19 protein-coding genes are annotated in these 22,292 nt (G+C 70.5%); 11 read left to right on the plus strand and 8 right to left on the minus strand.

Annotated elements, in window-relative coordinates:
• Nucleotides 1–76: 76 nt before the first annotated feature.
• Complete coding sequence (locus tag OO70_RS13635; protein ID WP_051741176.1) at nt 77–1,273, minus strand: hypothetical protein; 1,197 nt, start codon at nt 1,271–1,273, stop codon at nt 77–79.
• Nucleotides 1,224–2,225: a phosphatase PAP2 family protein gene (locus OO70_RS13640; RefSeq protein WP_043669211.1), complete on the minus strand. Its 1,002-nt coding sequence runs from the start codon at nt 2,223–2,225 to the stop codon at nt 1,224–1,226. Before OO70_RS13640 ends, OO70_RS13635 begins: the two co-directional genes overlap by 50 nt.
• Before the next feature lie 209 nt (nt 2,226–2,434).
• Between OO70_RS13640 and OO70_RS13645 the strand changes: the two genes are divergently transcribed.
• Nucleotides 2,435–3,031 (plus strand): histidine phosphatase family protein, encoded by a 597-nt coding sequence (locus OO70_RS13645; protein WP_043669214.1) that lies wholly within the window; start codon nt 2,435–2,437, stop codon nt 3,029–3,031.
• Between the two features lie 96 nt (nt 3,032–3,127).
• On the opposite strand, the gene OO70_RS13650 is transcribed toward OO70_RS13645, so the two are convergent.
• Nucleotides 3,128–4,600 carry a hypothetical protein gene (locus tag OO70_RS13650; protein ID WP_043669217.1) on the minus strand — a complete coding sequence of 491 codons (1,473 nt, stop codon included), beginning with the start codon at nt 4,598–4,600 and terminating at the stop codon, nt 3,128–3,130.
• Nucleotides 4,601–4,870: 270 nt separating this feature from the next.
• Here OO70_RS13650 and OO70_RS13655 point away from each other — a divergent pair, with 270 nt between their 5' ends.
• Both OO70_RS13655 and OO70_RS13660 read left to right on the plus strand, forming a co-directional pair.
• Nucleotides 4,871–5,305, plus strand: a complete 435-nt coding sequence (locus tag OO70_RS13655; RefSeq protein ID WP_407702768.1) for a hypothetical protein — start codon at nt 4,871–4,873, stop codon at nt 5,303–5,305.
• A 120-nt stretch (nt 5,306–5,425) separates the two neighbouring features.
• The gene (locus OO70_RS13660; RefSeq protein WP_043669220.1) at nt 5,426–6,298 is read left to right on the plus strand and encodes a spermidine synthase; all 873 of its coding nucleotides are present in this window, start codon (nt 5,426–5,428) and stop codon (nt 6,296–6,298) included.
• Between the two features lie 51 nt (nt 6,299–6,349).
• On the opposite strand, the gene OO70_RS13665 is transcribed toward OO70_RS13660, so the two are convergent.
• On the minus strand, nt 6,350–6,892 hold the full coding sequence (locus OO70_RS13665) for a hypothetical protein (protein WP_043669222.1): 543 nt from the start codon (nt 6,890–6,892) through the stop codon (nt 6,350–6,352).
• A 111-nt stretch (nt 6,893–7,003) separates the two neighbouring features.
• On the opposite strand from OO70_RS13665, the gene OO70_RS13670 reads away from it, so the two are divergent.
• From OO70_RS13670 to OO70_RS13705, 8 genes are all read left to right on the plus strand, one after another.
• Nucleotides 7,004–7,708, plus strand: coding sequence for a response regulator transcription factor (locus tag OO70_RS13670; RefSeq protein WP_043669225.1), 705 nt, complete (start codon nt 7,004–7,006; stop codon nt 7,706–7,708).
• Complete coding sequence (locus OO70_RS13675; RefSeq protein WP_043669228.1) at nt 7,705–9,108, plus strand: HAMP domain-containing sensor histidine kinase; 1,404 nt, start codon at nt 7,705–7,707, stop codon at nt 9,106–9,108. Before OO70_RS13670 ends, OO70_RS13675 begins: the two co-directional genes overlap by 4 nt.
• 107 nt (nt 9,109–9,215) lie before the next feature.
• The gene (locus OO70_RS13680) at nt 9,216–10,697 is read left to right on the plus strand and encodes a glycoside hydrolase family 18 protein (protein ID WP_043669231.1); all 1,482 of its coding nucleotides are present in this window, start codon (nt 9,216–9,218) and stop codon (nt 10,695–10,697) included.
• A gap of 264 nt (nt 10,698–10,961) precedes the next feature.
• The gene (locus OO70_RS13685) at nt 10,962–12,260 is read left to right on the plus strand and encodes an ABC transporter substrate-binding protein (RefSeq protein ID WP_043669234.1); all 1,299 of its coding nucleotides are present in this window, start codon (nt 10,962–10,964) and stop codon (nt 12,258–12,260) included.
• Entirely contained in the window at nt 12,257–13,237 is a 981-nt protein-coding gene (locus OO70_RS13690) for a carbohydrate ABC transporter permease (RefSeq protein ID WP_043669237.1), read from the plus strand. Before OO70_RS13685 ends, OO70_RS13690 begins: the two co-directional genes overlap by 4 nt.
• Nucleotides 13,234–14,127, plus strand: coding sequence for a carbohydrate ABC transporter permease (locus OO70_RS13695; protein WP_043669240.1), 894 nt, complete (start codon nt 13,234–13,236; stop codon nt 14,125–14,127). Before OO70_RS13690 ends, OO70_RS13695 begins: the two co-directional genes overlap by 4 nt.
• Nucleotides 14,128–14,167: 40 nt before the next feature.
• Nucleotides 14,168–15,484: a glycoside hydrolase family 36 protein gene (locus OO70_RS13700; protein ID WP_043669243.1), complete on the plus strand. Its 1,317-nt coding sequence runs from the start codon at nt 14,168–14,170 to the stop codon at nt 15,482–15,484.
• A complete protein-coding gene (locus tag OO70_RS13705; RefSeq protein WP_043669246.1) occupies nt 15,481–17,469 on the plus strand; it encodes a beta-galactosidase in 1,989 nt (662 codons plus the stop codon). Before OO70_RS13700 ends, OO70_RS13705 begins: the two co-directional genes overlap by 4 nt.
• A gap of 31 nt (nt 17,470–17,500) precedes the next feature.
• Here the strand turns inward: OO70_RS13705 and OO70_RS13710 are convergent, their stop codons facing one another.
• From OO70_RS13710 to OO70_RS13725, 4 genes are all read right to left on the minus strand, one after another.
• Nucleotides 17,501–18,199, minus strand: a complete 699-nt coding sequence (locus OO70_RS13710) for a hypothetical protein (RefSeq protein WP_043669249.1) — start codon at nt 18,197–18,199, stop codon at nt 17,501–17,503.
• 114 nt (nt 18,200–18,313) lie between these two features.
• Nucleotides 18,314–18,928 carry a DUF4328 domain-containing protein gene (locus tag OO70_RS13715; protein WP_043669252.1) on the minus strand — a complete coding sequence of 205 codons (615 nt, stop codon included), beginning with the start codon at nt 18,926–18,928 and terminating at the stop codon, nt 18,314–18,316.
• Nucleotides 18,929–19,049: 121 nt separating this feature from the next.
• Complete coding sequence (locus tag OO70_RS13720) at nt 19,050–20,591, minus strand: HAL/PAL/TAL family ammonia-lyase (RefSeq protein WP_234336839.1); 1,542 nt, start codon at nt 20,589–20,591, stop codon at nt 19,050–19,052.
• Nucleotides 20,592–20,760: 169 nt separating this feature from the next.
• Entirely contained in the window at nt 20,761–22,188 is a 1,428-nt protein-coding gene (locus OO70_RS13725) for a GH1 family beta-glucosidase (protein ID WP_043669257.1), read from the minus strand.
• Nucleotides 22,189–22,292 lie beyond the last annotated feature (104 nt).

Genomic DNA, 22,292 nt, shown 5'->3' on the forward strand with positions numbered 1-22,292 from the left:
CGACTCGTGGGCTGCCGGCGTGCCGCCGGTGCGGCGACGGTGGTGTACGGGATCACGGTCATTGAGGTCATCGCAGTCATCGCGGCACACCGCCCGTCGCGCTCTCCAGCGCCGTCAGGTGCAGCTCGGCCGCGCCCTTCAGCGCCGCCGTCCGCAGTTCGGCCGCGCCCTCCAGCGCCTCGGCCCTCAACTCGGCCGCCCTGCGCAGCGCGGCCACCGCCGGGTCGTCCGGGTCGCCTGCCTGGCCGTGGGCCGCCGCCAGGACCTCGTCGACCGTCGTCAGGTCGCCCAACTCGGCGCGCAGGGAACGGCCGAGGGTGGTGACCGCGCCGGACGCGCGGGAGTGGTCGCGGCAGTGGAAGGCGAGTTCGCAGGCGGCCAGGCACTCGGGGGCGTAGGCCGCGGGGACCGACTCGACCGCGGCGGTCAGCTCGGCGGCGGGGCGGTCGGGGGCGAAGCAGGTGCCCTCGGGGAGGGAGTCGGCGATGTCCTCGATGCGGGTGAGGCGGCCCAGTTGGCGGCCGGTGACCGCGCGCTGCTTGCGGACGTCGACGGCGGACGCGGTGGGGAGGTTGGAGAAGTCCTTCGGGCAGACCAGGAGGACGCGGTGGCGGACTCGGGGAGTGGGATCCAGGCGTGCGGCGACTTCCTCCAGTGCCAGTACGTACACCGCCGACTGACGGGCCGCCGCGCCGACCTTCGCCGGGTCGGCCGAACCGTCCAGCATCGGGAAGGACTTGATCTCCACGACGGTCCAACTGCCGTCGGGGTGCACGACGACCGCGTCCGGCTCCAGGAACGCGGGCGAGCCCGCCACGTCGAGGGCGAGCATCGGGTGGTCCAGCAACGTCCAGGCGGCGGCCTCGGTGGCCTCGCGCAGGGCGAGCGCCGTACGGGCCGCGCGCCCCTCGGGGCCGATCGCCGTCAGCTCGGGCACCCGCGCGCGGGTCGGCGGCTCGGCGCCCGGATCCAGCTTCTCGTGCACCAGGCGCAGCAGCTCCGCGCCGCCGTCCGCCTTGACCCGGGCCTCGAAGGCATTGCCCCGCATGAAGGCGAACTGCGACTGCCCGAAGGCCGACGGCGAGCCGAGCGCGTCGGCCAGCACCGCCTTGTTCACCCCCGCGCCGTCCAGGATCGCCCGCCGCTTGCAGCCCGGGTTCGCCGCCAGCGCCGCGAGGGCGCGCGCGTCCAGCGCCTTGGCCGGGACGTCCGGGCCGCGCAGCTCAGCGAGCCGGTGCCGGAGCGCCGTCCCCCGCGTCCGTGGGGGAGGCACTCGGCTCGGCTCCGGTACCGAGCTGTGACTCTCGCTGCCGTGGAATTCGCTCACCCGGGGAAGTCTGGCATCCGCCACTGACAATTGAGGTTTCTGAGCCGAGAGAGGCGTCACGAGAGGCATCACGGGAGATGTCGGACGCGGTGTCACGAGAGCGGGCCGCGACGAGCGATCCGCGCCCCTCGAACCGCGCCCTGATCCGGTCCGCGGCCTTCATCACCTGCGGCGCCAGCAGGAACCCGAGCCCCATCACGACCACGCCCGCGACCGCGTCGAGGAGATAGTGGTTCGCGGTGCCCATCACCACGATCGCCGTCAGCAGCGGATAGGCGACGCCGAGGACCTTGGTGAGCCGCGTCCCGCCGTAGCGCCACAGCATCACACCGCACCACAGCGCCCAGCCGCAGTGCAGGCTCGGCATCGCCGCGTACTGGTTCGTCATCCCGCCGAGGCCGCGCGGCGCGCTCGCGTCGCCGCCCCACCAGCCGTACGAGCTGTACTCGGCCATCGTGTCCACGAAGCCGTAGCCGGGGGAGAGGAGGCGGGGCGGGCAGGTCGGGAGGAGGGTGAAGCCGATCAGGCCGATGAAGGTCGATGTCATCAGCCAGGTGCGGGCCGCCCGGTAGAACTGGCTGCGGGACCTGAAGAGCCAGATCAGGATCGCGGGCGTGATCAGGTAGTGCAGCGACGCGTACCAGAAGTCGGCCGGTACGCCGATCCAGGACTCGCGGGTGAACAGGCGGTTGAGCGGGTGCTCGGCGTTGATGTGCAGGTACTTCTCGATGCGCAGGATCGCCAGACCGTGGTCGACGGCACTTGCCGTGTCGCCCCTGGCCAGCAGCCGGCCGGCCGAGTACGAGGCGTACACCATGAGGATCAGCGGCAGCTCGGTCCACCAGCGCAACCGGGTTCGGCGGTCCGCCTCGATGCCTGGTGTCTCGGTCTGCGGCATCCGATCGCCCTCCCCCTTCTGTTCTGGTGCGGTGCCCGGTGGTCCGGCTTCCCGGTAGCCCGGTCGGGACACTTTACGGCGTATGTGCGCGCCCTGTTTCGGGCGCCCCCGGACCTCAAAGACGCAGAGATCGCCCCCCGGGTTGCCCTTTTCAAGGGTGCGCGATGATGGAGTGACCCGCCTCTCGTTTTCTCCCGGAAAGGTCCCTCATGGCACCGCGCATCCTGTTGGCCCGGCACGGACAGACGGAATGGTCGCTGTCCGGGAAGCACACCGGCAGGACCGACGTCCCGCTCCTCGAAGAGGGCCGACGCGGCGCGAAGGTGCTCGGCGAGCGACTGCACCGGGCCCCCTTCGACGGCCTCCCCGGGGTGGAGGTGCGCACCAGCCCGCTGGCACGCGCGCGGGAGACCTGCGAACTCGCCGGCTTCGGCGACCGCGCGACCACCTGGGACACCCTCATGGAGTGGGACTACGGCGCCTACGAGGGCATGACCCCGGAGGAGATCCAGGACGTACGCCCCGGCTGGCTGATCTGGCGCGACGGCGTCCCCGAAGGGGAGACCCTCCCCGAGGTCACCGCCCGCGCGGACGAGGTCGTCGCCTGGGCCCGCTCCGAGGACCGAGACGTCCTGGTCTTCGCCCACGGCCACATCCTGCGCTCGATCGGCGCACGCTGGCTGGACCTGCCGATCGACTTCGCGGCGCGGATACGGCTGAATCCGACGTCGTTGTCGGTGCTTGGGTGGGCCTACGGAGACCCGGCGATCGAGAGCTGGAACGACCTGGGCCATCTGGCGGCCTAGGCATTAAGCGCCCTGTTTTTAGGGGCGCGGGGCTGTGTCTATTTGCGGCTCCGCCGCGTGGGCGCGCCCAGCCCCCACCGACCGGTAGCCGAACAACTACGCCGCAGTACGAGGCAAACTCGAGTGCCTCTCCAGAAACGCAGACACCCCCGAAGCCCGCCGGTGAGGCAACAGCACCCGCGCAGTCCCGGCAAGCATCGTCTGAATCCGCGACGACTGCACCAGGTCCAAAAGATCAAGCACCCGCATCCCCGCAGTCGCCGCCTCGTCCGGACGCCCGCCGCGCGCGAGGTCGTCCGCGAGCTCGGCCGTGTACAACGCGATGTTCCGCGTGAAGTGCGGATCCTGAAGGTGAGCCGCCCGCCGCGCGTGCCGCGCAGCCCGCGGCCAGTCGCCCAGCGTCGACCAGCACTGCGCCTCAAGACCCTCCAACTCGGCCTCTCCGTAGAAGCTCATCCACTCGGGGTCGGCGTCCGAGCGGCCCCGCTCGTAGAGGGCCTGCGCACGGGCCAGTGCCTGTTCGCAACCGGTGCGGTCGGCGAGGCCCGCCCAGCCGCCCGCCTCGCGCAGCGCGAGCAGCGACATCAGCCGGGCGGAACCCAGCGGGCGTCCGACGCGCTGCGCGGCCTGCGCGGCGCGCACCGCTTCCCGTGGCCGGCCGGCGTCCCGCGCGAGGAAGGCCGTATTGCAGAAGGCGTGTGCCTCCAGGCCCGGGTCCCCGGTCATCCGGGCCGTGGCGAGCGCTTCCGCGTAGTGCGAGCGGGCGTCGTCGAAGCGGCCGGAGTCGTGGGCCAGCCAGCCCACGGAGATGGCGAGTTCGCCGGCGCCGGAGTGCAGTCTCTCGGCGACGGACTGCCGGGTGGTGCCCGCGTCGAGCAGGGCGTAGGCGGCGCGCAGCGGGGCCGCCGCGCGCCGGTAGAGGCCGTCGGCGCCGTGCCGGTCGTCGAGCAGCCGGATTCTGCGGACGGCCTCTTCGAGGGCGCCCGCCTCGCTCGTACCGGGGCGGCGGACGGAACGTTCCGCTGCCACGGCGTCCAAAGTGAGCCCCAGTGGGCCCAGTGTGCCGGCGGCCACCGTGACGGTGCCGCCCCTCATGAATGCGCGACGCAGCACGTCGCTCTCCTCGTGGTTCTCGTGGTTCTCGTGCGTGTCGTACGGGTCCTGCGTGTCATACGGCTCGTACACCCCCTGCGTCTCACCCGTCCCGGCTGCCTCATCCGTGATGTACGCCGGGCTTGTGGGGTGCGTCGGGGGCGCGTCCTCGGCGGTGCGCGCCCCGCGTCCGCGTACGGACGAGCGGGGTGCGAAGCCGAGGTCGGCGAGCGTGCGGCCGGGGAACATGTGCAGGAACACCCGTTCGTACGCGTAGTTGGGGCAACGGATCTCACCGGCCTCGACGCGGCCGACGTAGCGCGCGTCGCAGCTCACCCGCTCGCCGATCTCCCGCGCGGACCGGCGTACGGCCGCGGCGAACTCCGCCGGTGAGCGCTGTCCGCGCAGCCGCCGGAAGGCGAGATTGGGTCTCGGTGGTTGGGGGAACGGGGACGGGGTCACCATTGACGACGCCATGGCCGGGTCCTCTCGTGCGAACCGTCGAACCATGCCGGATTCAGGGTGACTTGTTGAGTGACGCCCTGTTTCCAGCGGGCAAGAACGTACCTGCTGTGCACGACCCGCCACACAGGGTTTGGCTACAAACCGGATATCTCATCCGGGATCTGCCATGAACTGCCATCCTTTGCGGCTGACTTGTGCCGTAGCCGTTGACGCTTCAACGCGTTGAACTCCATGGACCGGGAGCCACCCGACTCCCGACCCGCTCGTCCAAGGAGGGGTTCCGTGGTGGAGACCGGGATGGAGACCAGGCAGGGCGTCGATCCTCGAATGCCGAGCGCGGAGTGCAGCGCGCCACCGTTCGCGGACTCCGCCTGCGACCTGGTGACGGTGCCGACGCGGCAGGGGCTGGAGGCGGTCGACATCCTGCGCCGCGGCGCCTGCGACGGGGTCGGCCCCGTCCTGCACGACGACGGCGACGACACGCTCGGCTTCCTGGTACCGCCGGGCACGGCGGCGGCGTGGGACCTGCCGGGCAGCACGTGTACGGAGACCAACGGGCGGGGGCTTCACCTCGCCCCTGACCCCGAGCCTCCCGTAGAGGGCTCCGACTGGCTGCTGCCCCCCGGTGACGCCGATCTGGCCACCGACCCGGAGGTTCTGCGGGCCGCGCTGGGTGAGGCGGCTCGGTTGATCGAGGCGGCGGACGGTTGTCGGTGAGTTCCGCAGGTTGGGTCGTGATGAACCTGCGGCCCGGTGGGGGCTGGTCGCGCAGTTCCTCGCGCCCCTAAGGGGCGCGGATGTCGCGCCGGACCATCCCCGCCCGCCGATAATGGGCCAATGGGAAAGTCCAGGAACATCCGGCGCGGGGGTGTCGGCACCGCTGACGCCGTCGTCGAGGCCGTCGACGGTGGGCTCGCCGAGCTCATACCCGATCGGGAGCGGGCGCGTGCCTGGACCTTGTTGATCGACGGGGCGCCGCAGTCGTACGTCGATCTCGACGACCCGGCGTATCTCTCGTTCGAGTACCAGCGCCGCCTCGGCCACGTCATCGACCTCGCCGCGCCCGCCGGGAAGCCGATCCACGCCGTGCACCTCGGCGGTGGTGCCCTCACGCTCGCCCGGTATGTCGCCACGACCCGGCCCCGATCTACCCAGCAGGTCGTCGAGTTCGACACGGCGCTCGTCCAACTGGTCCGGCGGGAGCTGCCGTTGGACCCGAACGCGCGGATCAGGGTGCGGTCGACCGACGCCCGCGCGGGGCTCGCGAAGGTGCCCGAGGGGTGGGCGGACCTCGTCGTCGCGGATGTGTTCAGCGGGGCCCGTACGCCCGCCCACCTCACCTCCACCGAGTTCCTCGACGAGGTGCGCCGGGCCCTCAAACCCGGCGGGGTCTACGCCGCCAACCTCGCCGACGGGCCCCCGCTCGCCCATCTCCGCGGTCAAATCGCCACCGTGGCCGCCCGGTTCGCGGAACTCGCGCTGATCGCCGACCCGATCGTGCTGCGCGGCAAGCGGTTCGGCAACGCGGTGCTCGTCGCCTCCGACCACCCGCTGCCGCTCGCCGAACTGACCCGGCGCGCCGCCTCCGACCCGCACCCGGGCCGCCTCCAACACGGCAAGGAACTCACCGACTTCACCGGCGGCGCCGTACCGGTGACGGACACCTCGGCGGTCGCCTCACCGGCACCGCCCCCGTCCGTGTTCCGCTAGCCCGAGCAGCACACCCCGAGCAACGCAGACAGACCAACGCCCCCGGGCAACTTAGTAGTTGCCCACATCCACCCGCGGCGCCCCGTCGTGCCACGTGCAGATCACCGACACCTTGTCCGTGCCCTTGGTGAACTCCACGCGGAGCCAGGACTCCGTCTTCCACACCTGCATCGACCAACCCGTGCCCGGTGTCGCCGACACGAGCGACACATAGGCTGGCGCGGTGTCGAGCTCCAGCACCACCCGCCCGCCGTCGGTGGCGTAGCTCTTGACCTGGCCGGAGGTGGAGGGGGAAGGGGACGGGCTCGTGGTCGTCGTCTTCGTGGGGGTCGGGTCGGGGGTGCGGGTCGGCGTCGGGGTGTTCGACGGGCTCGGTGACGACTCGGCCCGGACCGGTGCCGAGGGCGGCGGCTGAGCGGCCTGCGCGGTCGCGCCGGCCGCCGTGATGGGCAGGGCGCGGGGCGGGTCGTAGGCCGTGCCCGTCATGACCGTGTGGACGCCCCACCAGGACAGCGTGACGGCCGCGCCGGTGGCCAGCGACCAGGCCAGCACGTGCACGAATCCGTTGACGAGTCCTCTGGGCATCGCGGCCATACTGCCTCACGCGCCCCACAGGTGTCCCGTCGATCCCCCACCGGTTGTCCACAGGCGGGAGTTGTCCACAGGCCCGGATACGGGTCGCCCGCATGGCGTACGGTGCGGCGCATGGCAAGTGTGCTCGTGGTCGAGGACGACCAGTTCGTACGCTCGGCCCTCATCCGGCATCTGACCGACGCCGCACACACGGTGCGCAGTGTCGGTACGGCACTTGAGGCGCTGCGCGAGGTCGCCCATTTCCGTTTCGACGTGGTCATCCTGGACCTCGGACTGCCCGACCTGGACGGGTCCGAGGCCCTGAAGATGCTGCGCGGGATCACGGATGTCCCCGTGATCATCGCCACCGCCCGGGACGACGAGTCGGAGATCGTCCGGTTGCTCAACGCCGGCGCGGACGACTACCTCACCAAGCCCTTCTCCGTCGACCATCTGTCCGCCCGCATGTCCGCGGTCCTACGACGCTCCCGTGCCGCCACCGGCGAGGCACCCCCGCCCACGGTCATCCGCGTCGGCGGCCTCACCGTCGACCCGCTGCGCCGCCAGGCCGAGCTGGACGGCGTCCGACTCGACCTCACCCGCCGGGAGTTCGACCTCCTCGCCTTCCTCGCCGGCCGCCCCGGTGTCGTCGTACCGCGCAAGGAGCTGCTCGCCGAGGTGTGGCAGCAGTCGTACGGCGACGATCAGACGATTGATGTCCATCTGTCTTGGTTGCGCCGGAAGTTGGGGGAGACGGCGGCCCGGCCGCGCTATCTGCACACCCTGCGGGGTGTCGGCGTGAAGCTGGAGCCACCGGGAGCGGAGTCGCTGCGATGAGGTGGGCACTGGTCAGGGTCTGTCTGGCGATCGCGGCGATGGTCGTCGTCGCCTTCGCGGTGCCGCTCGGGCTCGTCATCAAGGAGATGGCCCGCGACCGCGCCTTCTCGAACGCCGAGCGGGAGGCCGCGGCCGTCGCCCCCGCGCTGTCCATCACCACCGACCGGGACCAGCTGGAGAAGGTCGTCGCCTCCGCGGGCGCCGACTCCGGGATGGCCGTCCACATACCGGCCGGGGAGGGGAAAGCCGCCGTCGACATCGGGCTCCGGCGCGCCGCCGGCAAGGACATCGCGACCGTACGGAAGCTGGGCCGCGCCTCCACCACCGAGGTGCCCGGCGGCTCCGTCCTGCTGCAGCCCGTCGCGCTCAGCTCCGGCGAGATATCCGTCGTCGAGGTGTTCGTCCCGGAGTCGGAGGTCAGCAACGGTGTGGGCACGGCCTGGGCGGTGCTCGCCGGGGTCGGCATCGCGCTGATCGTCGGTTCCGTCGCGGTCGCCGACCGGCTGGGCGTACGGATGGTGCAGCCCGCGCAGCGCCTCGTCGAGGGCGCGCACGAACTGGGGGAGGGGAAGCTGGGGGCGCGGGTGCCCGAGGAGGGGCCGACCGAACTGCGGCTGGCGGCGGTCGCGTTCAACTCCATGGCCGACCAGGTCGTACAACTGCTCGCGAATGAGCGGGAGTTGGCGGCCGATCTGTCGCACCGGCTGCGTACGCCGCTCACCGTGCTGCGGCTCAACGCGGCCTCGCTCGGGGACGGTCCGGCCGCCGAGCAGACGCGGACCGCGGTCGCGCAGTTGGAGCGGGAGGTCGACACCATCATCCGGACCGCGCGCGAGGCCAAGCCGCAGACCGTGGCGGCCGGTCCCGGTGCCGGGTGCGACGCGGCCGAGGTGGTGCGCGAGCGGATGCGGTTCTGGTCCGCGCTCGCCGAGGACGAGGGCCGCAAGGTGCGGGTGGCCGGGGTGGAGCGGCCGGTGCGGATACCCGTGGCCCGCGCCGATCTCGTCGCCGCGCTCGACGCCCTGCTGGGCAATGTGTTCCGGCACACGCCCGAGGGCACGGCCTTCGCGGTCGACGTGCACAACAGCGACGACGCGGTGATCGTGCTCGTCTCGGACGCCGGCTCCGGCATACGCGACCCCGAGGCGGCCATGGCCCGCGGACGCGGCTCCGGCAGCGACGGGTCGACTGGGCTGGGCCTGGACATCGTGCGCAGGCTCGCCGAGGCGACGGGCGGGGACGTCCGGATCGGGTCCTCGATGCTCGGCGGCACGGAGGTGCGGATCTGGATCCAGCTGGACGGGCGGGAGCCGGAGCGCCGAGGCCATCGGGGCGCGGTGAGACGCCGTAGACGCGGCAGATTGGTCTCTACCTTTAACCGGTCCCGATCCCTTCCTTAAGCGCACCCTAAGATCGCCGACCCCCGCCCGGATCAGGCGCTTTGCCCGATTCCGGATCGCTAGCGTGCTGCCGCACCCCACCCCCGTACGGCGAAGGCAGGCACGCGATGAGTACGCACCGGCGCAGGATCAGCAACAGGAACAAGGTGATCGGCGGAGCGGTCGCCGCGGCGGTGGTCGGTGGCGGCGCGATCATGCTGACCGGCATCGCACAGGCGGCGAGCGTCGGCGCGGCCTACACGAGAACCAGCGAGTGGTCGACGGGGTACACCGCCCAGTACGTCGTCACGAACACCACCGGTGCCACGAAGAAGGACTGGACGCTGCAGTTCGACCTGCCGTCGGGATCGAAGCTCAGCTCGCTGTGGAACGCCGAGTCGAGCGTGAGCGGGCAGCACGTCACCGTGAAGCCCCCGAAGTGGGACACGGACGGTCTTGCGGCCGGCGAGTCGGCCACGGTCGGCTTCGTGGTCAACGGCACCGGCCAGCCGACCGGCTGTCTCATCGACAACGCCAAGTGCTCGACGGACGGCACCGCGACCCCTGAACCGACCGGCCGCCCGACGACCTCGTCGCCCACGCCCACGCCCACGCCCACGCCGACCGCCACACCCACCGCCACCACCAAGCCGACGCCCACTCCCACCCCGACCCCCACCGCCTCGCCCTCCCAGAGCGGCGGCACCGGCACGACGGCCGGCGCGGGCTTCGCCCCCTACGTCGACACCTCCCTCTACCCCGCCTTCGACCTGCTCGCCAACGTCACCGCGACCGGCGTGAAGAACTACAACCTCGCCTTCATCACCGACGGCGGCGGCTGCACCCCGAAGTGGGGCGGTGTGTCGGATCTGGCGAGCGACGGCGTGGCCGCCCAGATCGGCGCGCTGCGCGCCAAGGGCGGCGACGTACGGGTCTCCTTCGGCGGCGCGTCCGGCTCCGAGCTGGCGACGACCTGCGGTTCGGCGAGCGCGCTGGCGACGGCCTACGGCAAGGTCGTGGACGCGTACGGCCTCACCAAGGTCGACTTCGACGTCGAGGGCGGTGCGCTGCCCAACACGGCGGCGAACACGATCCGGGCCCAGGCGATAGCCAAACTCCAGCAGCAGCACCCGAACCTGGACGTCTCCTTCACGCTCCCCGTGATGCCCGAGGGACTGACCCAGGACGGGGTGAACCTGTTGTCCAATGCCAAGTCCAACGGCGTGAAGATCAATACGGTCAACATCATGGCCATGGATTACGGACCGGCGTACAACGGAGATATGGGAACGTACTCACAGCAAGCGGCTACTGCTGCACAAGCCCAAGTCAAGAGCGTTCTCGGACTGTCAGAAAGCGCTTCATGGAAAGCGGTTGCTGTAACGCCGATGATCGGCGTAAATGACGTTTCATCGGAGGTCTTCACGGTCGAGGACGCGAACCAGTTGGCAGCCTTCGCGAAGGCGAAGGGGCTGGGCGGCCTCTCGATGTGGTCGGCGACCCGCGACAAGCAGTGCCCCGGCGGCGCCAAGCCCGCCGCGGACGCGACCTGCAGTTCGGTCGTCCAGGCCCCGTCCGCCTTCTCCAAGGCCTTCGCGGCCTTCCAGTAGACGCCCCACGGGCCCCATGGACCACGGGCGGTCCGTAGGCCCCAGTCACCCCACGGCGGACGTACGGCCCCTCGGCTGTACGTTCGCTCCTTTTGCTCCTGGGTGTCGATTACGTTTCGACAAATGAAGGCGGCGGGTGTTGACGCATGACCAGACATAGGACTGTTATTACGCCACCGTGTTTGGTCGCGTTGGTTTCTGGTCGGTTACGAAGACCTGGGGCGTGGCGCATTCCGGCCGAACCTTGTCCGTCAGGAGCCGTTCATGCCCGACTTCTCTCTCCCCGCCGCCAGTCGCCGCTCCGTCCTGCGCGGCATAGGCGGCGCTGCCGTGCTCGGAGCCGGCATCCCCCTGCTGAGCGCCTGTGGCAGCAGCGGTAGCTCGTCCGACCCGAAGACCGTCACTCTCGGCTCCAACGCGTCCGACGCGGTGCCGAAGAAGGCGTTCGCAAGCGTCTACGCGGACTTCAAGAAGACGTCCGGCATCACCGTCAAGGTCAACACGAAGGACCACAACACCTTCCAGGAGCAGATCAACTCCTACCTCCAGGGCACGCCGGACGACGTGTTCAACTGGTTCGCCGGGTACCGCATGCAGTTCTTCGCGGCCAAGAAGCTCGCCACGTCCATCGACGACGTCTGGGCGAAGATCGGGGACAACTTCCCCGACGCGATGAAGAAGCTCAGCAAGGGCGAGGACGGCAAGTACTACTTCGTCCCGCTGACGACGTACCCGTGGGCGATCTTCTACCGCAAGAGCGTCTTCACGGCGAAGGGCTACACCGTCCCGACCACCTGGGACGAACTGGTCGCCCTGTGCAAGAAGATGAAGAGCGACGGCCTGGTCCCGATCGCCTTCGGCGACAAGGACGCCTGGCCGGCGATGGGCACCTTCGACCAGATCAACTTCCGCCTCAACGGGTACGACTTCCACAAGTCCCTGATGGCGGGCAAGGAGGCGTGGACCGACCCGAAGGTCAAGGCGGTCTTCGACCACTGGGCCGAGCTCCTCCCGTACCACCAGGACGGCTTCATGGGCCGCACCTGGCAGGACGCCGCCCAGGGCGTGGTGTCGAAGAAGTCCGGCATGTACCTCCTGGGCTCCTTCGTGGCCCAGCAGTTCACCGTCAAGGCCGACCTCGACGACCTCGACTTCTTCCCGTTCCCGGTGATCAACACCGCGTACGGCCAGGACACCGTCGAGGCGCCCACCGACGGCTTCATGGTCAGCAAGGCCCCGAAGAACCACGACGGTGTCGTCAAGCTCCTCGAGTACCTGGGCACCCCGGCGGCCGAGCAGCTGTACCTCAAGACCGACCCGAGCGTGGTGGCCGCCTCCAGCAAGGCCGACACCTCCGCGTACTCGCCGCTGCAGAAGAAGGCGTTCGACATGATCGGCGCGGCCAAGAGCCTCACCCAGTTCATGGATCGCGACTCCCGGCCGGACTTCACCTCGACGGTGATGCAGCCCGGTCTGCAGAAGTTCCTCCAGAACCCCAAGGGCGTCGACAGTCTGCTGTCCTCGATCGAGCGCCAGAAGAAGACGATCTTCGCCTCCTCATGATCTCCGAGACGACTACGACGAGCCCGGAGGCGGACGCCGTTCCGCCTCCGGGCCCCGCGCCTGCCAAGAAGCGGGTCCCGAAGGGCGCCAAGCGCCTGCTGACCCGCCGTGACCGCATCACCCTCGCCTTCATGGCGGGCGTGCCGACGGTCCTGCACGTGGCCCTTGTCTGGGTCACCGCCCTCGCCTCGATCCTCCTGGCCTTCACCTCCTGGGACGGCATCGGCTTCAGCTCCATCAAGTGGGTGGGGCTGGCCAACTTCAAGGAGCTGTTCAACGACAACCCGCAGTTCTGGCCGGCCCTCGAGCACAACGTCATCTGGTTCGTCGTGCTCATCCTGCTGCCGACCCCCTTCGGCCTGTTCCTGGCCGTCCAGCTGGACAAGAACATCCGCTTCAGCCGCGTCTACCAGACCGCGTTCTTCCTGCCGGTCGTCATGTCGCTGGCCGTCACCGGCTTCGTCTGGCAGCTCATCTACAACCCCGACACCGGCCTGATCAACAGCCTCATCGGGGCCAACAAGCCCGGCCACTACATCGACTGGATCGGCGACCCGCACCTCAACCTGTGGGCCGTCCTGATCGCCGCCTCCTGGCGGCACAGCGGGTACATGATGATCCTGTACCTGGCCGGCCTGAAGGGCGTCGACCCGTCCCTGCGCGAGGCCTCCGCCCTGGACGGCGCGAACGAGTGGCAGACGTTCAAGAACGTCATCTTCCCGACCCTGCGGCCCACCAACACGGTCGTCCTGGTCGTCACCATCATCGAGTCGCTGCGCGCCTTCGACCTGGTGTGGGTCTTCAACAAGGGCGCCCAGGGCACCGAGTTGCTGTCGATCCTGATCACCAACAACATCATCGGTGAGTCCAGCCGGATCGGTTACGGGTCGGCGATCGCCGTCGTCCTGCTGGTCATCTCCCTCGCGGTCATCATTCCGTACCTGATCGCGACCTTCCGGAAGGAGCGGCGCGCATGACCACCCCCACCGCCGCACTCGGCGTGAAGCAGCGCACCCCGCTCCGCCCGGCCCGGGTCCTGCTGCACACGTTCCTCGTCGTCACCTCGCTGGCCTGGCTCGCCCCACTGCTGTGGGCGGTCTACGCGGCCCTGCGCCCGTACTCGGAGACCAGCAACAAGGGCTACGTCTCCTGGCCGGACACGCTGAACTTCGACAACTTCAAGAACGCGTTCCAGCAGTCCGACATGATCCACTACTTCGTCAACACACTGATCATCGCGGTCCCGGCCGTGCTGCTCACGCTGCTGCTGTCGTCGATGGTCGCGTTCTACGTCAGCCGGTTCGACTTCCGCTTCAACATCGCCCTGCTGCTGGTGTTCACGGCCGGCAACCTGCTGCCCCAGCAGGTCATCATCACCCCGCTGTACCGCCTGTACCTGCTGATCGACCTGCCCGGCATCACGATGAGCGGCAAGCTCTACGACTCCGCGCTCGGCCTGGTCCTCATCCACGTGGCGTTCCAATCAGGGTTCTGCGCCTTCGTGTTGAGCAACTACATGCGGATGCTGCCGACCGAGCTGACCGAGGCGGCCCTGGTGGACGGCGCGTCCGTCTGGCGCCAGTACTGGCAGATCGTGCTGCCCCTGTGCAAGCCGGCGATGGCCGCCCTGGCCACCCTGCTCTCGATCTGGATCTACAACGACTTCTTCTGGGCGATCGTGCTGATCTCGACCGGCGAGAACATGCCGATCACCTCCGCCCTGAACAACCTCTCCGGCCAGTACTTCACCGACCCCAACCTGGTCGCCGCGGGCGCCCTGCTCACCGCGATCCCGACCCTGATCGTGTACTTCGCACTCCAGCGCCAGTTCGTCAGCGGCCTCACGCTGGGCGCCAACAAGGGCTGACCTCCCTCCTGTTGAGCCCTTCCGCGGAAAGAGAACCACCGTGCACGACCACCCCTTCACCCCGCTCACCTCGGTCCCCGTGGACCCGCGCACCGCCCGGGTCCACGAGGAGGGCTGGCAGTCCTGGAGCCCGAGCGGCGCCTACGCCCTCGACGAGAGGCCGTACCGGCCGACCAACTCCAACTGGGCGACGGTCTGTTACCGCCCCGGCGTCACCGTCCCCAGCGCTGTCTTCCAGGGCGAGGGCCTGCTCGCCCTCGACCCCGGCGACGGCTCACCGACCCGCCTCTGGGCGGCAGTTGATCCCACGGGCTCGGTCCCGTCGATCCGGCTGTCGGTAAGGGACGGTGTGGCGGAGATCGGCGCCGACGGCCCGGTGAAGGAGTGGACGGGCACCGGCATCCAGTCGGTGCTGGGCGATTGGGCCGACAGCCTCGGACTTACGGCCCCGCGCCCGGCGCCGACGGTCTGGTGCTCCTGGTACGAGTACTTCACCGCCGTCACCGAGGAGGACATCCACGAGAACCTCCGCGCGATGGACACCCTCGACCTCCCGATCGACGTCGTCCAGATCGACGACGGCTACCAGAAGGCGCTGGGCGACTGGCTGACGCTCTCCGGCCGCTTCCGCTCACGGGCGGCAGTCGCCGACGCGATCCACGCGCGCGGCCGCAGAGCGGGCATCTGGACGGCCCCCTTCCTCGTCGACCCGGCGAGCGACCTGGCCGCCGAACACCCGGAGTGGCTGGTGCGGGACAGGGCGGGCGGTTTCACGCACGCCGGCCACAACTGGGGCCACGACCTGTGCGTCCTGGACACCACCCACCCCGGGGCGGCGGCCTACCTGACCGAGGTCTACGGCACCCTCCGCACCGAGGGCTACGACTACTTCAAGGCCGACTTCCTCTACGCCGGCGCCCTGGACGGCGTACGCCACAAGGGAGTTGACGCGATCGAGGCCTACCGGACCGGGGTCGCGCTGATCCGCGAGGCGATCGGCGCGGACGCGTACCTGCTGGGCTGCGGCGCACCGATCCTCCCCTCCCTCGGCCTCTTCGACGCGATGCGGGTCAGCCCCGACACGGCCCCGCACCGCCGCCCCGAGGCCGACGACTACTCCCAACCCGGCCAGGACCCGGCCGAGTTCACCGGCGCCGCCCGCCAGTGGCAGCACGGCCGCCTCTGGACCAACGACCCCGACTGCCTGATGGCCCGCCCGGCGGTGGAGACCCGTGAACGCTGGGCGGCCCATGTCGAGGCGACCGGCGGCCTGATGGCGTCCAGCGACCGCCTGTTGTCGCTGGACCAGTGGGGCGTGGCGACAACTCGCCGCCTCCTGACGGGAGTCGAACGATGACCATCGCGTACGGCGGCGACTACAACCCCGAGCAGTGGCCCGAGGAGGTCTGGGCCGAGGACATGCGCCTGATGCGCGAGGCCGGGGTGACCATGGTCAGCATCGGCATCTTCTCGTGGGCCCTGCTCGAACCGTCCGAGGGCGTGTACGACTTCACCCTCCTGGACAAGGTCCTGGCCCTGCTCCAACAGAACGGCATAGCCGCCGACTTGGCGACGCCGACGGCCGCACCACCGGCCTGGTTCTTCCGCGCCCACCCCGAGGCACTGCCGGTGGACCGCGACGGCCGGGGACTCTCGTACGGCAGCCGCCAGACGTTCTGCCCGTCGAGCCCCGCGTACCGTACGGCGGCCCTGCGCATCGCCGGCGAGCTGGCCCGGCGCTACGCGGACCACCCGGCGGTCGCGATGTGGCACATCCACAACGAGTACGGCTGCCACAACCCGGCCTGCTACTGCGACGAGAGCGCGGAGGCGTTCCGGCGCTGGCTGCGGGCGAAGTACGGCGACAGCCTGGCGTCCCTCAACGACGCCTGGGGCACGGCCTTCTGGAGTCAGTGGTACTACGACTGGGCGGAGATCCTGCCCCCGCGCGCGACGGGCGCGGTCCCCAACCCGACCCACCAGCTGGACTGGCGTCGCTTCTGCAGCGACGAGCTGCTGGCGCTGTACAAGGCGGAACGGGACGTCCTGCGGGAGGCGGCTCCCTCGCTGCCCGCCACCACCAACTTCATGGTGATGTTCAACTTCGACGCGCTGGACTACTGGCGCTGGGCACCGGAGTTGGACGTCGTCTCGAACGACCACTACCTCCGCTCCACGGACCCCGAGTCGGAGATCGACATCGCGATGAGCGGCGACCTGGTCCGCTCGCTGGCGGGCGGCCGTCCCTGGCTGCTGATGGAGCACTCGACGGGCGCGGTGAACTGGCAGCCGGTCAACAGGGCCAAGTCCCCCGGGGAGTTGAGACGCAACGCGCTCGCCCATGTCGCCCACGGCGCGGACGGCATCGCCTACTTCCAGTGGCGGGCGGCGAAGGCCGGCGCCGAACAGTGGCACTCGGCGATGCTGCCGCACGCGGGCACGGACAGCGTCATCTGGCAGGACGTCGTCCAACTGGGCGCGGATCTAAAGGCGTTGGCGGAGGTGCAGGGCAGCACGGGCACGGCGACGGTGGCCGTCGTCTGGGACTGGGACGCCCGCTGGGCACTGGAGCTGCCGTCCCAGCCGAGCGAGGAGCTCCGCTACCTGGACCAAGTCCGCTCCTGGTACGAGCCGTTGTGGCGGTCGGGCATCGCGGTGGACTTCGTACGCCCGGACGCGGACCTGTCGCCGTACCGCCTCGTCCTGGCCCCCAGCCTGTACCTGGTCGACGAGGCGGGAGCGGCGAATCTGACCGGCTTCGCGTCGTCCGGCGACACGCTGGCGGTGGGCTTCCACAGCGGGGCCGTGGACGAGAACTGCCATGTACGGCTGGGAGGTTACCCAGGGGCCTTCAGAGACGCGCTGGGCGTGCGCACGGACGAACTGTTCCCGCTGCTGCCCGGGGAGTCCCTCGCGCTGAGCAGCGGCGGCGGTACGGCGTCCCTGTGGTCGGAGCGGGTGGCCCTCGCGGGCGCCGAGGCGATCACGTCGTACGCGGAGGGCCCGTTGACCGGAATCCCGGCGGTGACGCGGAACGCGTACGGCACGGGCACGGCCTGGTACCTGGCCACGCGCCCCGACCCGACGACTCTCGCCGGGCTCCTCGACCTCATCCGCCGGGAGGCGGGCGTGGAGCCGGTGCGGGTGACGCCGGAGGGGGTGGAGGCGGCGCTGCGGCGCGGGGCGGACGCGGACTACCTGTTCCTCATCGACCATGCGGGGAAGGGGGCCGAGGTCTCCGTCGCGGCCGACGCGGTCGAACTCCTCACGGGTGAGCCGGTGTTGGGCGGGTCGGTGTCCGTGCCGGCGGGTGGGGTCGCGGTGGTGCGGGAGCCGCGCTGACCGAGCCGGTTCGGAACGGCCGGGGTGGTTCTCAGAACGGCCCCGGTCCCCCGAAGCCCCCGAAGCCACCCGGTCCGCCGCCGAACATCCCACCGTGCGGCCCGTGATGGTGGAAACCGTCGAACAGCGCGTCCGCGAGCAACATGCCACCGACACCGGCGGCACCCGCGACGAGGGCGGTCTTCCACCACGGGGTGCTGTACCAACCCCCGGGCATGGAACGGCCGTTGACGACCCCGCCGGGGTAGTAGTACGGCGTGCTCGTGCCGGGCTGCGCCGACGCGGTGTACGTCTGCCCGCCGACCGTGACCTGACCGCCGGCACCCTGCGCGGGCAACTCGGGCCCCGGGTCCAGCCCCAGCGCGCTGCGAGCGGTCCGGATGTGGTGCAGCCCCTCGATGGCGGTCTGCGTCACCAGTCCGTACTGCATGGGGGAGTAGGCGGTGGCGAGTTGCCCCTCGGCGGCGCGGAGCCGCTCGGCGGCGTCGGCGAGGGCCTGCCGGGCGGCCGTATTGCCACCGGCGTCCAGCGTCGACAGACTCCCGCCGAGCCGCTCCACCCAGCGGGTGGCTTCCGCGCCGGCGTCGGCGTCGTAGGTCTGCGAAGCACCCCCCGGCCCGGACCCGTAACCGGTGCCGAACCGCGAACTCCCGCCGCCCGCCTGCCGCTTGCCGAAGGCGACCGCGCCGCCGACGATCAGGGCCAGCAGCACCAACACGATGAAAAACATGACGTCCTCCCGTCCGCGCCGGGATCGGATCACCCCGTACACAGGGATTGGACGCCCTGGGGCTGGGAGGCTGCTGCGGGGGGTCTGAGGGGCGGCTGTGAATGCGGCGCGGTACTACTCCGCGGCTCGCACCTGGGCGGGAGGTGCGACGGGAACGGTGGCGCCGAGCGCGGAGTTCTGCAGCGCGGTGATGCGTTCGATGACGAGCCCCACCAGTGCGGCCGCCGCGATCATGAGCGCCTCCGCCACCACGAGGAGGGCCATAGACCCGGGCGCCACCTGGTTCGTGACCACGATGACCAGCGCGTGCGTGACCCAGGCAGCCCACCACAGATTGACCAGTGTCGTGTCCCGTCTCTCGTCCCACGACGCGGAGCCGGCGCGTCCGACAGCGAGGAGGATCCCGCGAGGGGCGACGAGGTTGACCACCGGTATGAGCCACGCGCCGATCGTCCAGCCCCGACTCGGGAGCGAGGCCCCGGGGGACAGTTCCTGGGCGTTGCGCCGGGAGCGGGCGAGCCCCACGAGGAACAGCACGATCGCCAGAGTCATCAGATAGACGAAGACCATGGAGACGAGGCCCGACCTGTGCATGGACGCATCCGTCGGGTGCAGGTAGTGATCGCGAACCGCCGCCGCACGGAACACGTCCGCCACGGCCGCCGTCGCTATCGCGGCCTGCGCGGAACGGACAAGAATCCGGGGGACTTTGGGGGCGGAACTCGTCATCGTCTCTGGCCTGTCTCGGAGGCGGGAGCGGCCGTGGAGGACGCTGGGGCGGAGCGATCATAGGGGTCCGATCGCCGCACGCGTGCACGACTTTCGGGTCCTCGACCGCAGGCGCCCGGCCTCAGTGGTGCAGCGGGCCCACCACGTCCTCGACGACCCGCACCGCCTCCCCGCTCCGCACCAGCTCGGCGATGTGCTCGATGTCGTTGTGGAAGACCCGGTCCTCGTCGACGGTGGGTACGGCCTCCCGGATCTTCGCCCGCAGCGCCTCCGCGGCCGGCGAGGGCGAGAGCGGGGCGAGCAGGTCGAGGGCCTGGCCGGCGCACATCAGCTCGATCGCGATGACGTAGCTGAGCTTGTGCGCCGCGCGGTACGCCTTCAGGGCCGCCGAGTAGCCGTTGCTGACCGCGTCTTCCTGGTTGGCGGAGGTGGTGATGTTGTCGGCGGATGCGGGTACTGCCAGGCCGCGCAGCTCCATGGTCAGGGCGGCGGCCGTGTACTGGGCGATCATGTAGCCGCTGTTCAGGCCCGGTTCGCGGACCAGGAAGGCGGGCAGCTCGCTGAAGTTGCTGTTGACCATGCGGTCGGTGCGGCGTTCGGAGACCTTGGCCAGGACCGTCATCGCGTTCACCATCGTGTCGGCCTGGATGCCGACGAACGTGCTGTCGCAGTTCGCCCCGCTCAACGCCACCCCGTCCTCGCCCTCGGGGTGGATGACCGGGTTGTCGCCCACGGAGTGCAACTCCTCGACGATGACCTCGCGGGCCTGCGCGAGCGCCCGCTTCGCACCGCCGTGCATCTGCGGCACGGCACGCAGGGAGAGGCTGTCCTGGAGCCGGTGGTCGAGGAACTCCGCGCTGATCCCGCTCGACTCGGTCAGCCGCCGCAGGTTCTCGGCGACGGCGGCCTGCTCGGGGTGCCGCTTGCGTTCCTGTATGCGGGCGTCGTAGGCGCGGACCGTGCCCTTGAGCGCCTGCACCGACAGGCTCGCGGCGATGTCGGCGGTGGTCGCCGCGAGGCCGGCGTCGTGGGCGGCCAGGACGGCGATCGCGGTGACCGAGTGTGTCCCGTTGGTGAGCGACAGCCCTTCCTTGCAGGCGAGCCGGGTCGGTTGCTCCCCGATCCGGGCCAACGCCTCGGCGCCGGGCAGCAGTTCGCCGCCGTACGACGCCCTGCCCTCCCCCAGGAGTACGAGGGCCATGTGGGCCTCGGGGGCGAGGTAGCCGACGGAGCCCTCGCCGGGTACGTGCGGGGTGACCCCGGCGTTGAGCATGCGCCGGATCAGCTCCAGGGTCTCGAACCGGATGCCGGAGAAGCCTTCACCGAGGCCGACCAGCTCCATCAGCGCGATGGCGCGCACGACCTCGGTGGGCAGCGGCTCCCCGACCGACACGGCGTGCGAGCGCACGATGTTGCGCTGCAGCCGCTCGGCGTCCGCCGGGTCGATGACCTCCGTGACGTTGTCGCCGAAGCCGGTGGTGACGCCGTAGACCAGGCGGTTCTCGGCCAGGAAGCGCTCCACCAGCGCGCGGGACTTGCGCACCCGATCGACGTACGTCGCGTCGAACTCGACCCGGGCGCCGTGGCGGGCGACCGCGACGAACTGCTCGACGGTGATCGGCTCCCGGCCCAGGGTGACGGCCACGGACATCTCCTCGCGCATGACGTGCATCCATTCACTTGCGAGACGAATGAATCATTCTATTTAGAACTTGGCAAGGGTCCGCCCATGCCGCAAGGGCCTGCCCACACCGCTGGTGCCCGCCCACACCGCCGGGGCGCGGCACGCCCCCTCGGCATGCCGCGCCCCGTCCCCCGGTGTCCCCCGTCGGTCAGGCTTCCCCCACCGTCGGCAGCGCCCCCGTCCGAGCCGCCTCCCCGTACCACCGCGCACTCGACTTCGGCGTGCGCGCCAGCGTCGCGTAGTCCACGTACACCGCCCCGAACCGCTTCCCGTAGCCGTACGCCCACTCGAAGTTGTCCATCAGGGACCACAGGTAGTAGCCTCGTACGTCCGCTCCGTCGGCGATGGCGCGCCGCACCGCCGACAGGTGGCCGTGCAGGTACGCGATCCGCTCGGGATCGTGGACGTTGCCCTCCGGGTCCGGCTTGTCGTCGTAGGCCGCGCCGTTCTCCGTGACGTACAACGGCAGGCCCGGCGCCTCCCTCGTGTACCGCAGGATCAGGTCGTAGAGGCCCGTCGGGTCGATCGTCCAGCCCATCTCCGTGCGCTCGCCCGGGGTCTGGAGGAACGCCACGTCGTCCGCGCCCGGCCAGGGGGAGAACGCGCTGACGCCGTGTCCGTCGGCGCGCGGGGCCGGGCCGCTCGGTTCCGCGGCCGCGACCAGCGTCGGCGTGTAGTAGTTCAACCCCAGTGCGTCCAGCGGCTGGTGAATCCGCGTCAGGTCTCCGTCGAGGACGTACGACCAGTCCGTGATCGACCTCGTCGCGTCGAGCAGCGACTGCGGATACGACCCGTGCAGCATCGGACCGTGGAACACCCCGTTGGCCAGGTCGTCGATCTTCCGGGCCGCCGCCATGTCCTCCGGCGACTGCGAAGCGGGCCTGACCACCGAGGAGTTGAGGCTCACCGCGATCGAGTTGCGGGCCGGCATCGCGGACCGCAGGGCCGAAGTGGCCAGCCCGTGGGCCAGGTTGAGGTGGTGAGCGGCCTTGAGCGACGCCGCCGCGTCCGTACGGCCCGGCGCGTGCACCCCCGAGCCGTAGCCCAGGAACGCGCTGCACCACGGCTCGTTGAGCGTGATCCACTGCTCCACGCGGTCGCCCAGCGCCTCGCCCACGATCTGCGCGTACTCGGCGAAGCGGTACGCCGTGTCGCGCTCCGGCCAGCCGCCCGCGTCCTCCAACTCCTGCGGCAGATCCCAGTGGTAGAGGGTGAGCGCCGGCTTGATGCCGACCGCCAGCAGCTCGTCGACCAGGCGGCGGTAGAAGTCCAGGCCCACCTGGACCGCCGGGCCCCGGCCGGTCGGCTGCACCCGTGACCAGGAGACCGAGAAGCGGTACGCCGTCAGGCCCAGGTCCGCCATCAGCGCCACGTCGTCGCGGTAGCGGTGGTAGTGGTCGACAGCGATGTCACCGTGCTCACCACCGGCCGTACGGCCCGGCGTATGACTGAAGGTGTCCCAGATCGAGGGCGTACGGCCGTCCTCCCGCACCGCCCCCTCGATCTGGTAGGCGGAGGTCGCGGCGCCCCAGAGAAAGGCGGGAGGAAAGGTGACAGGTGTAACGGGCTCAGGCATGGAAGCGCTCCCATAAAGGGTCGAGGAGACCGGCGAGTTGGAGGGGGTGGGGAGGGAGGAGGGGGAGGAGAGGGGCGGGGCGGCGGCGACCCGCCCCCACTCCA

It is taken from the genome of Streptomyces xylophagus, from assembly GCF_000716435.1.
Lineage (GTDB): Bacteria > Actinomycetota > Actinomycetes > Streptomycetales > Streptomycetaceae > Streptomyces > Streptomyces xylophagus.

Excerpts from the sequence above, each read along its gene's own strand:
- OO70_RS13680 (WP_043669231.1), top strand. The coding sequence starts at position 9,216 with ATGAGTACGCACCGGCGCAGGATCAGCAACAGGAACAAGGTGATCGGC.
- OO70_RS13690 (WP_043669237.1), top strand. The coding sequence starts at position 12,257 with ATGATCTCCGAGACGACTACGACGAGCCCGGAGGCGGACGCCGTTCCG.
- OO70_RS13695 (WP_043669240.1), top strand. The coding sequence starts at position 13,234 with ATGACCACCCCCACCGCCGCACTCGGCGTGAAGCAGCGCACCCCGCTC.
- OO70_RS13640 (WP_043669211.1), bottom strand. The coding sequence starts at position 2,225 with ATGCCGCAGACCGAGACACCAGGCATCGAGGCGGACCGCCGAACCCGG.
- OO70_RS13675 (WP_043669228.1), top strand. The coding sequence starts at position 7,705 with ATGAGGTGGGCACTGGTCAGGGTCTGTCTGGCGATCGCGGCGATGGTC.
- OO70_RS13650 (WP_043669217.1), bottom strand. The coding sequence starts at position 4,600 with ATGGCGTCGTCAATGGTGACCCCGTCCCCGTTCCCCCAACCACCGAGA.
- OO70_RS13645 (WP_043669214.1), top strand. The coding sequence starts at position 2,435 with ATGGCACCGCGCATCCTGTTGGCCCGGCACGGACAGACGGAATGGTCG.
- OO70_RS13660 (WP_043669220.1), top strand. The coding sequence starts at position 5,426 with ATGGGAAAGTCCAGGAACATCCGGCGCGGGGGTGTCGGCACCGCTGAC.
- OO70_RS13710 (WP_043669249.1), bottom strand. The coding sequence starts at position 18,199 with ATGTTTTTCATCGTGTTGGTGCTGCTGGCCCTGATCGTCGGCGGCGCG.
- OO70_RS13725 (WP_043669257.1), bottom strand. The coding sequence starts at position 22,188 with ATGCCTGAGCCCGTTACACCTGTCACCTTTCCTCCCGCCTTTCTCTGG.
- OO70_RS13685 (WP_043669234.1), top strand. The coding sequence starts at position 10,962 with ATGCCCGACTTCTCTCTCCCCGCCGCCAGTCGCCGCTCCGTCCTGCGC.
- OO70_RS13720 (WP_234336839.1), bottom strand. The coding sequence starts at position 20,591 with ATGCGCGAGGAGATGTCCGTGGCCGTCACCCTGGGCCGGGAGCCGATC.
- OO70_RS13705 (WP_043669246.1), top strand. The coding sequence starts at position 15,481 with ATGACCATCGCGTACGGCGGCGACTACAACCCCGAGCAGTGGCCCGAG.
- OO70_RS13670 (WP_043669225.1), top strand. The coding sequence starts at position 7,004 with ATGGCAAGTGTGCTCGTGGTCGAGGACGACCAGTTCGTACGCTCGGCC.
- OO70_RS13665 (WP_043669222.1), bottom strand. The coding sequence starts at position 6,892 with ATGGCCGCGATGCCCAGAGGACTCGTCAACGGATTCGTGCACGTGCTG.
- OO70_RS13715 (WP_043669252.1), bottom strand. The coding sequence starts at position 18,928 with ATGACGAGTTCCGCCCCCAAAGTCCCCCGGATTCTTGTCCGTTCCGCG.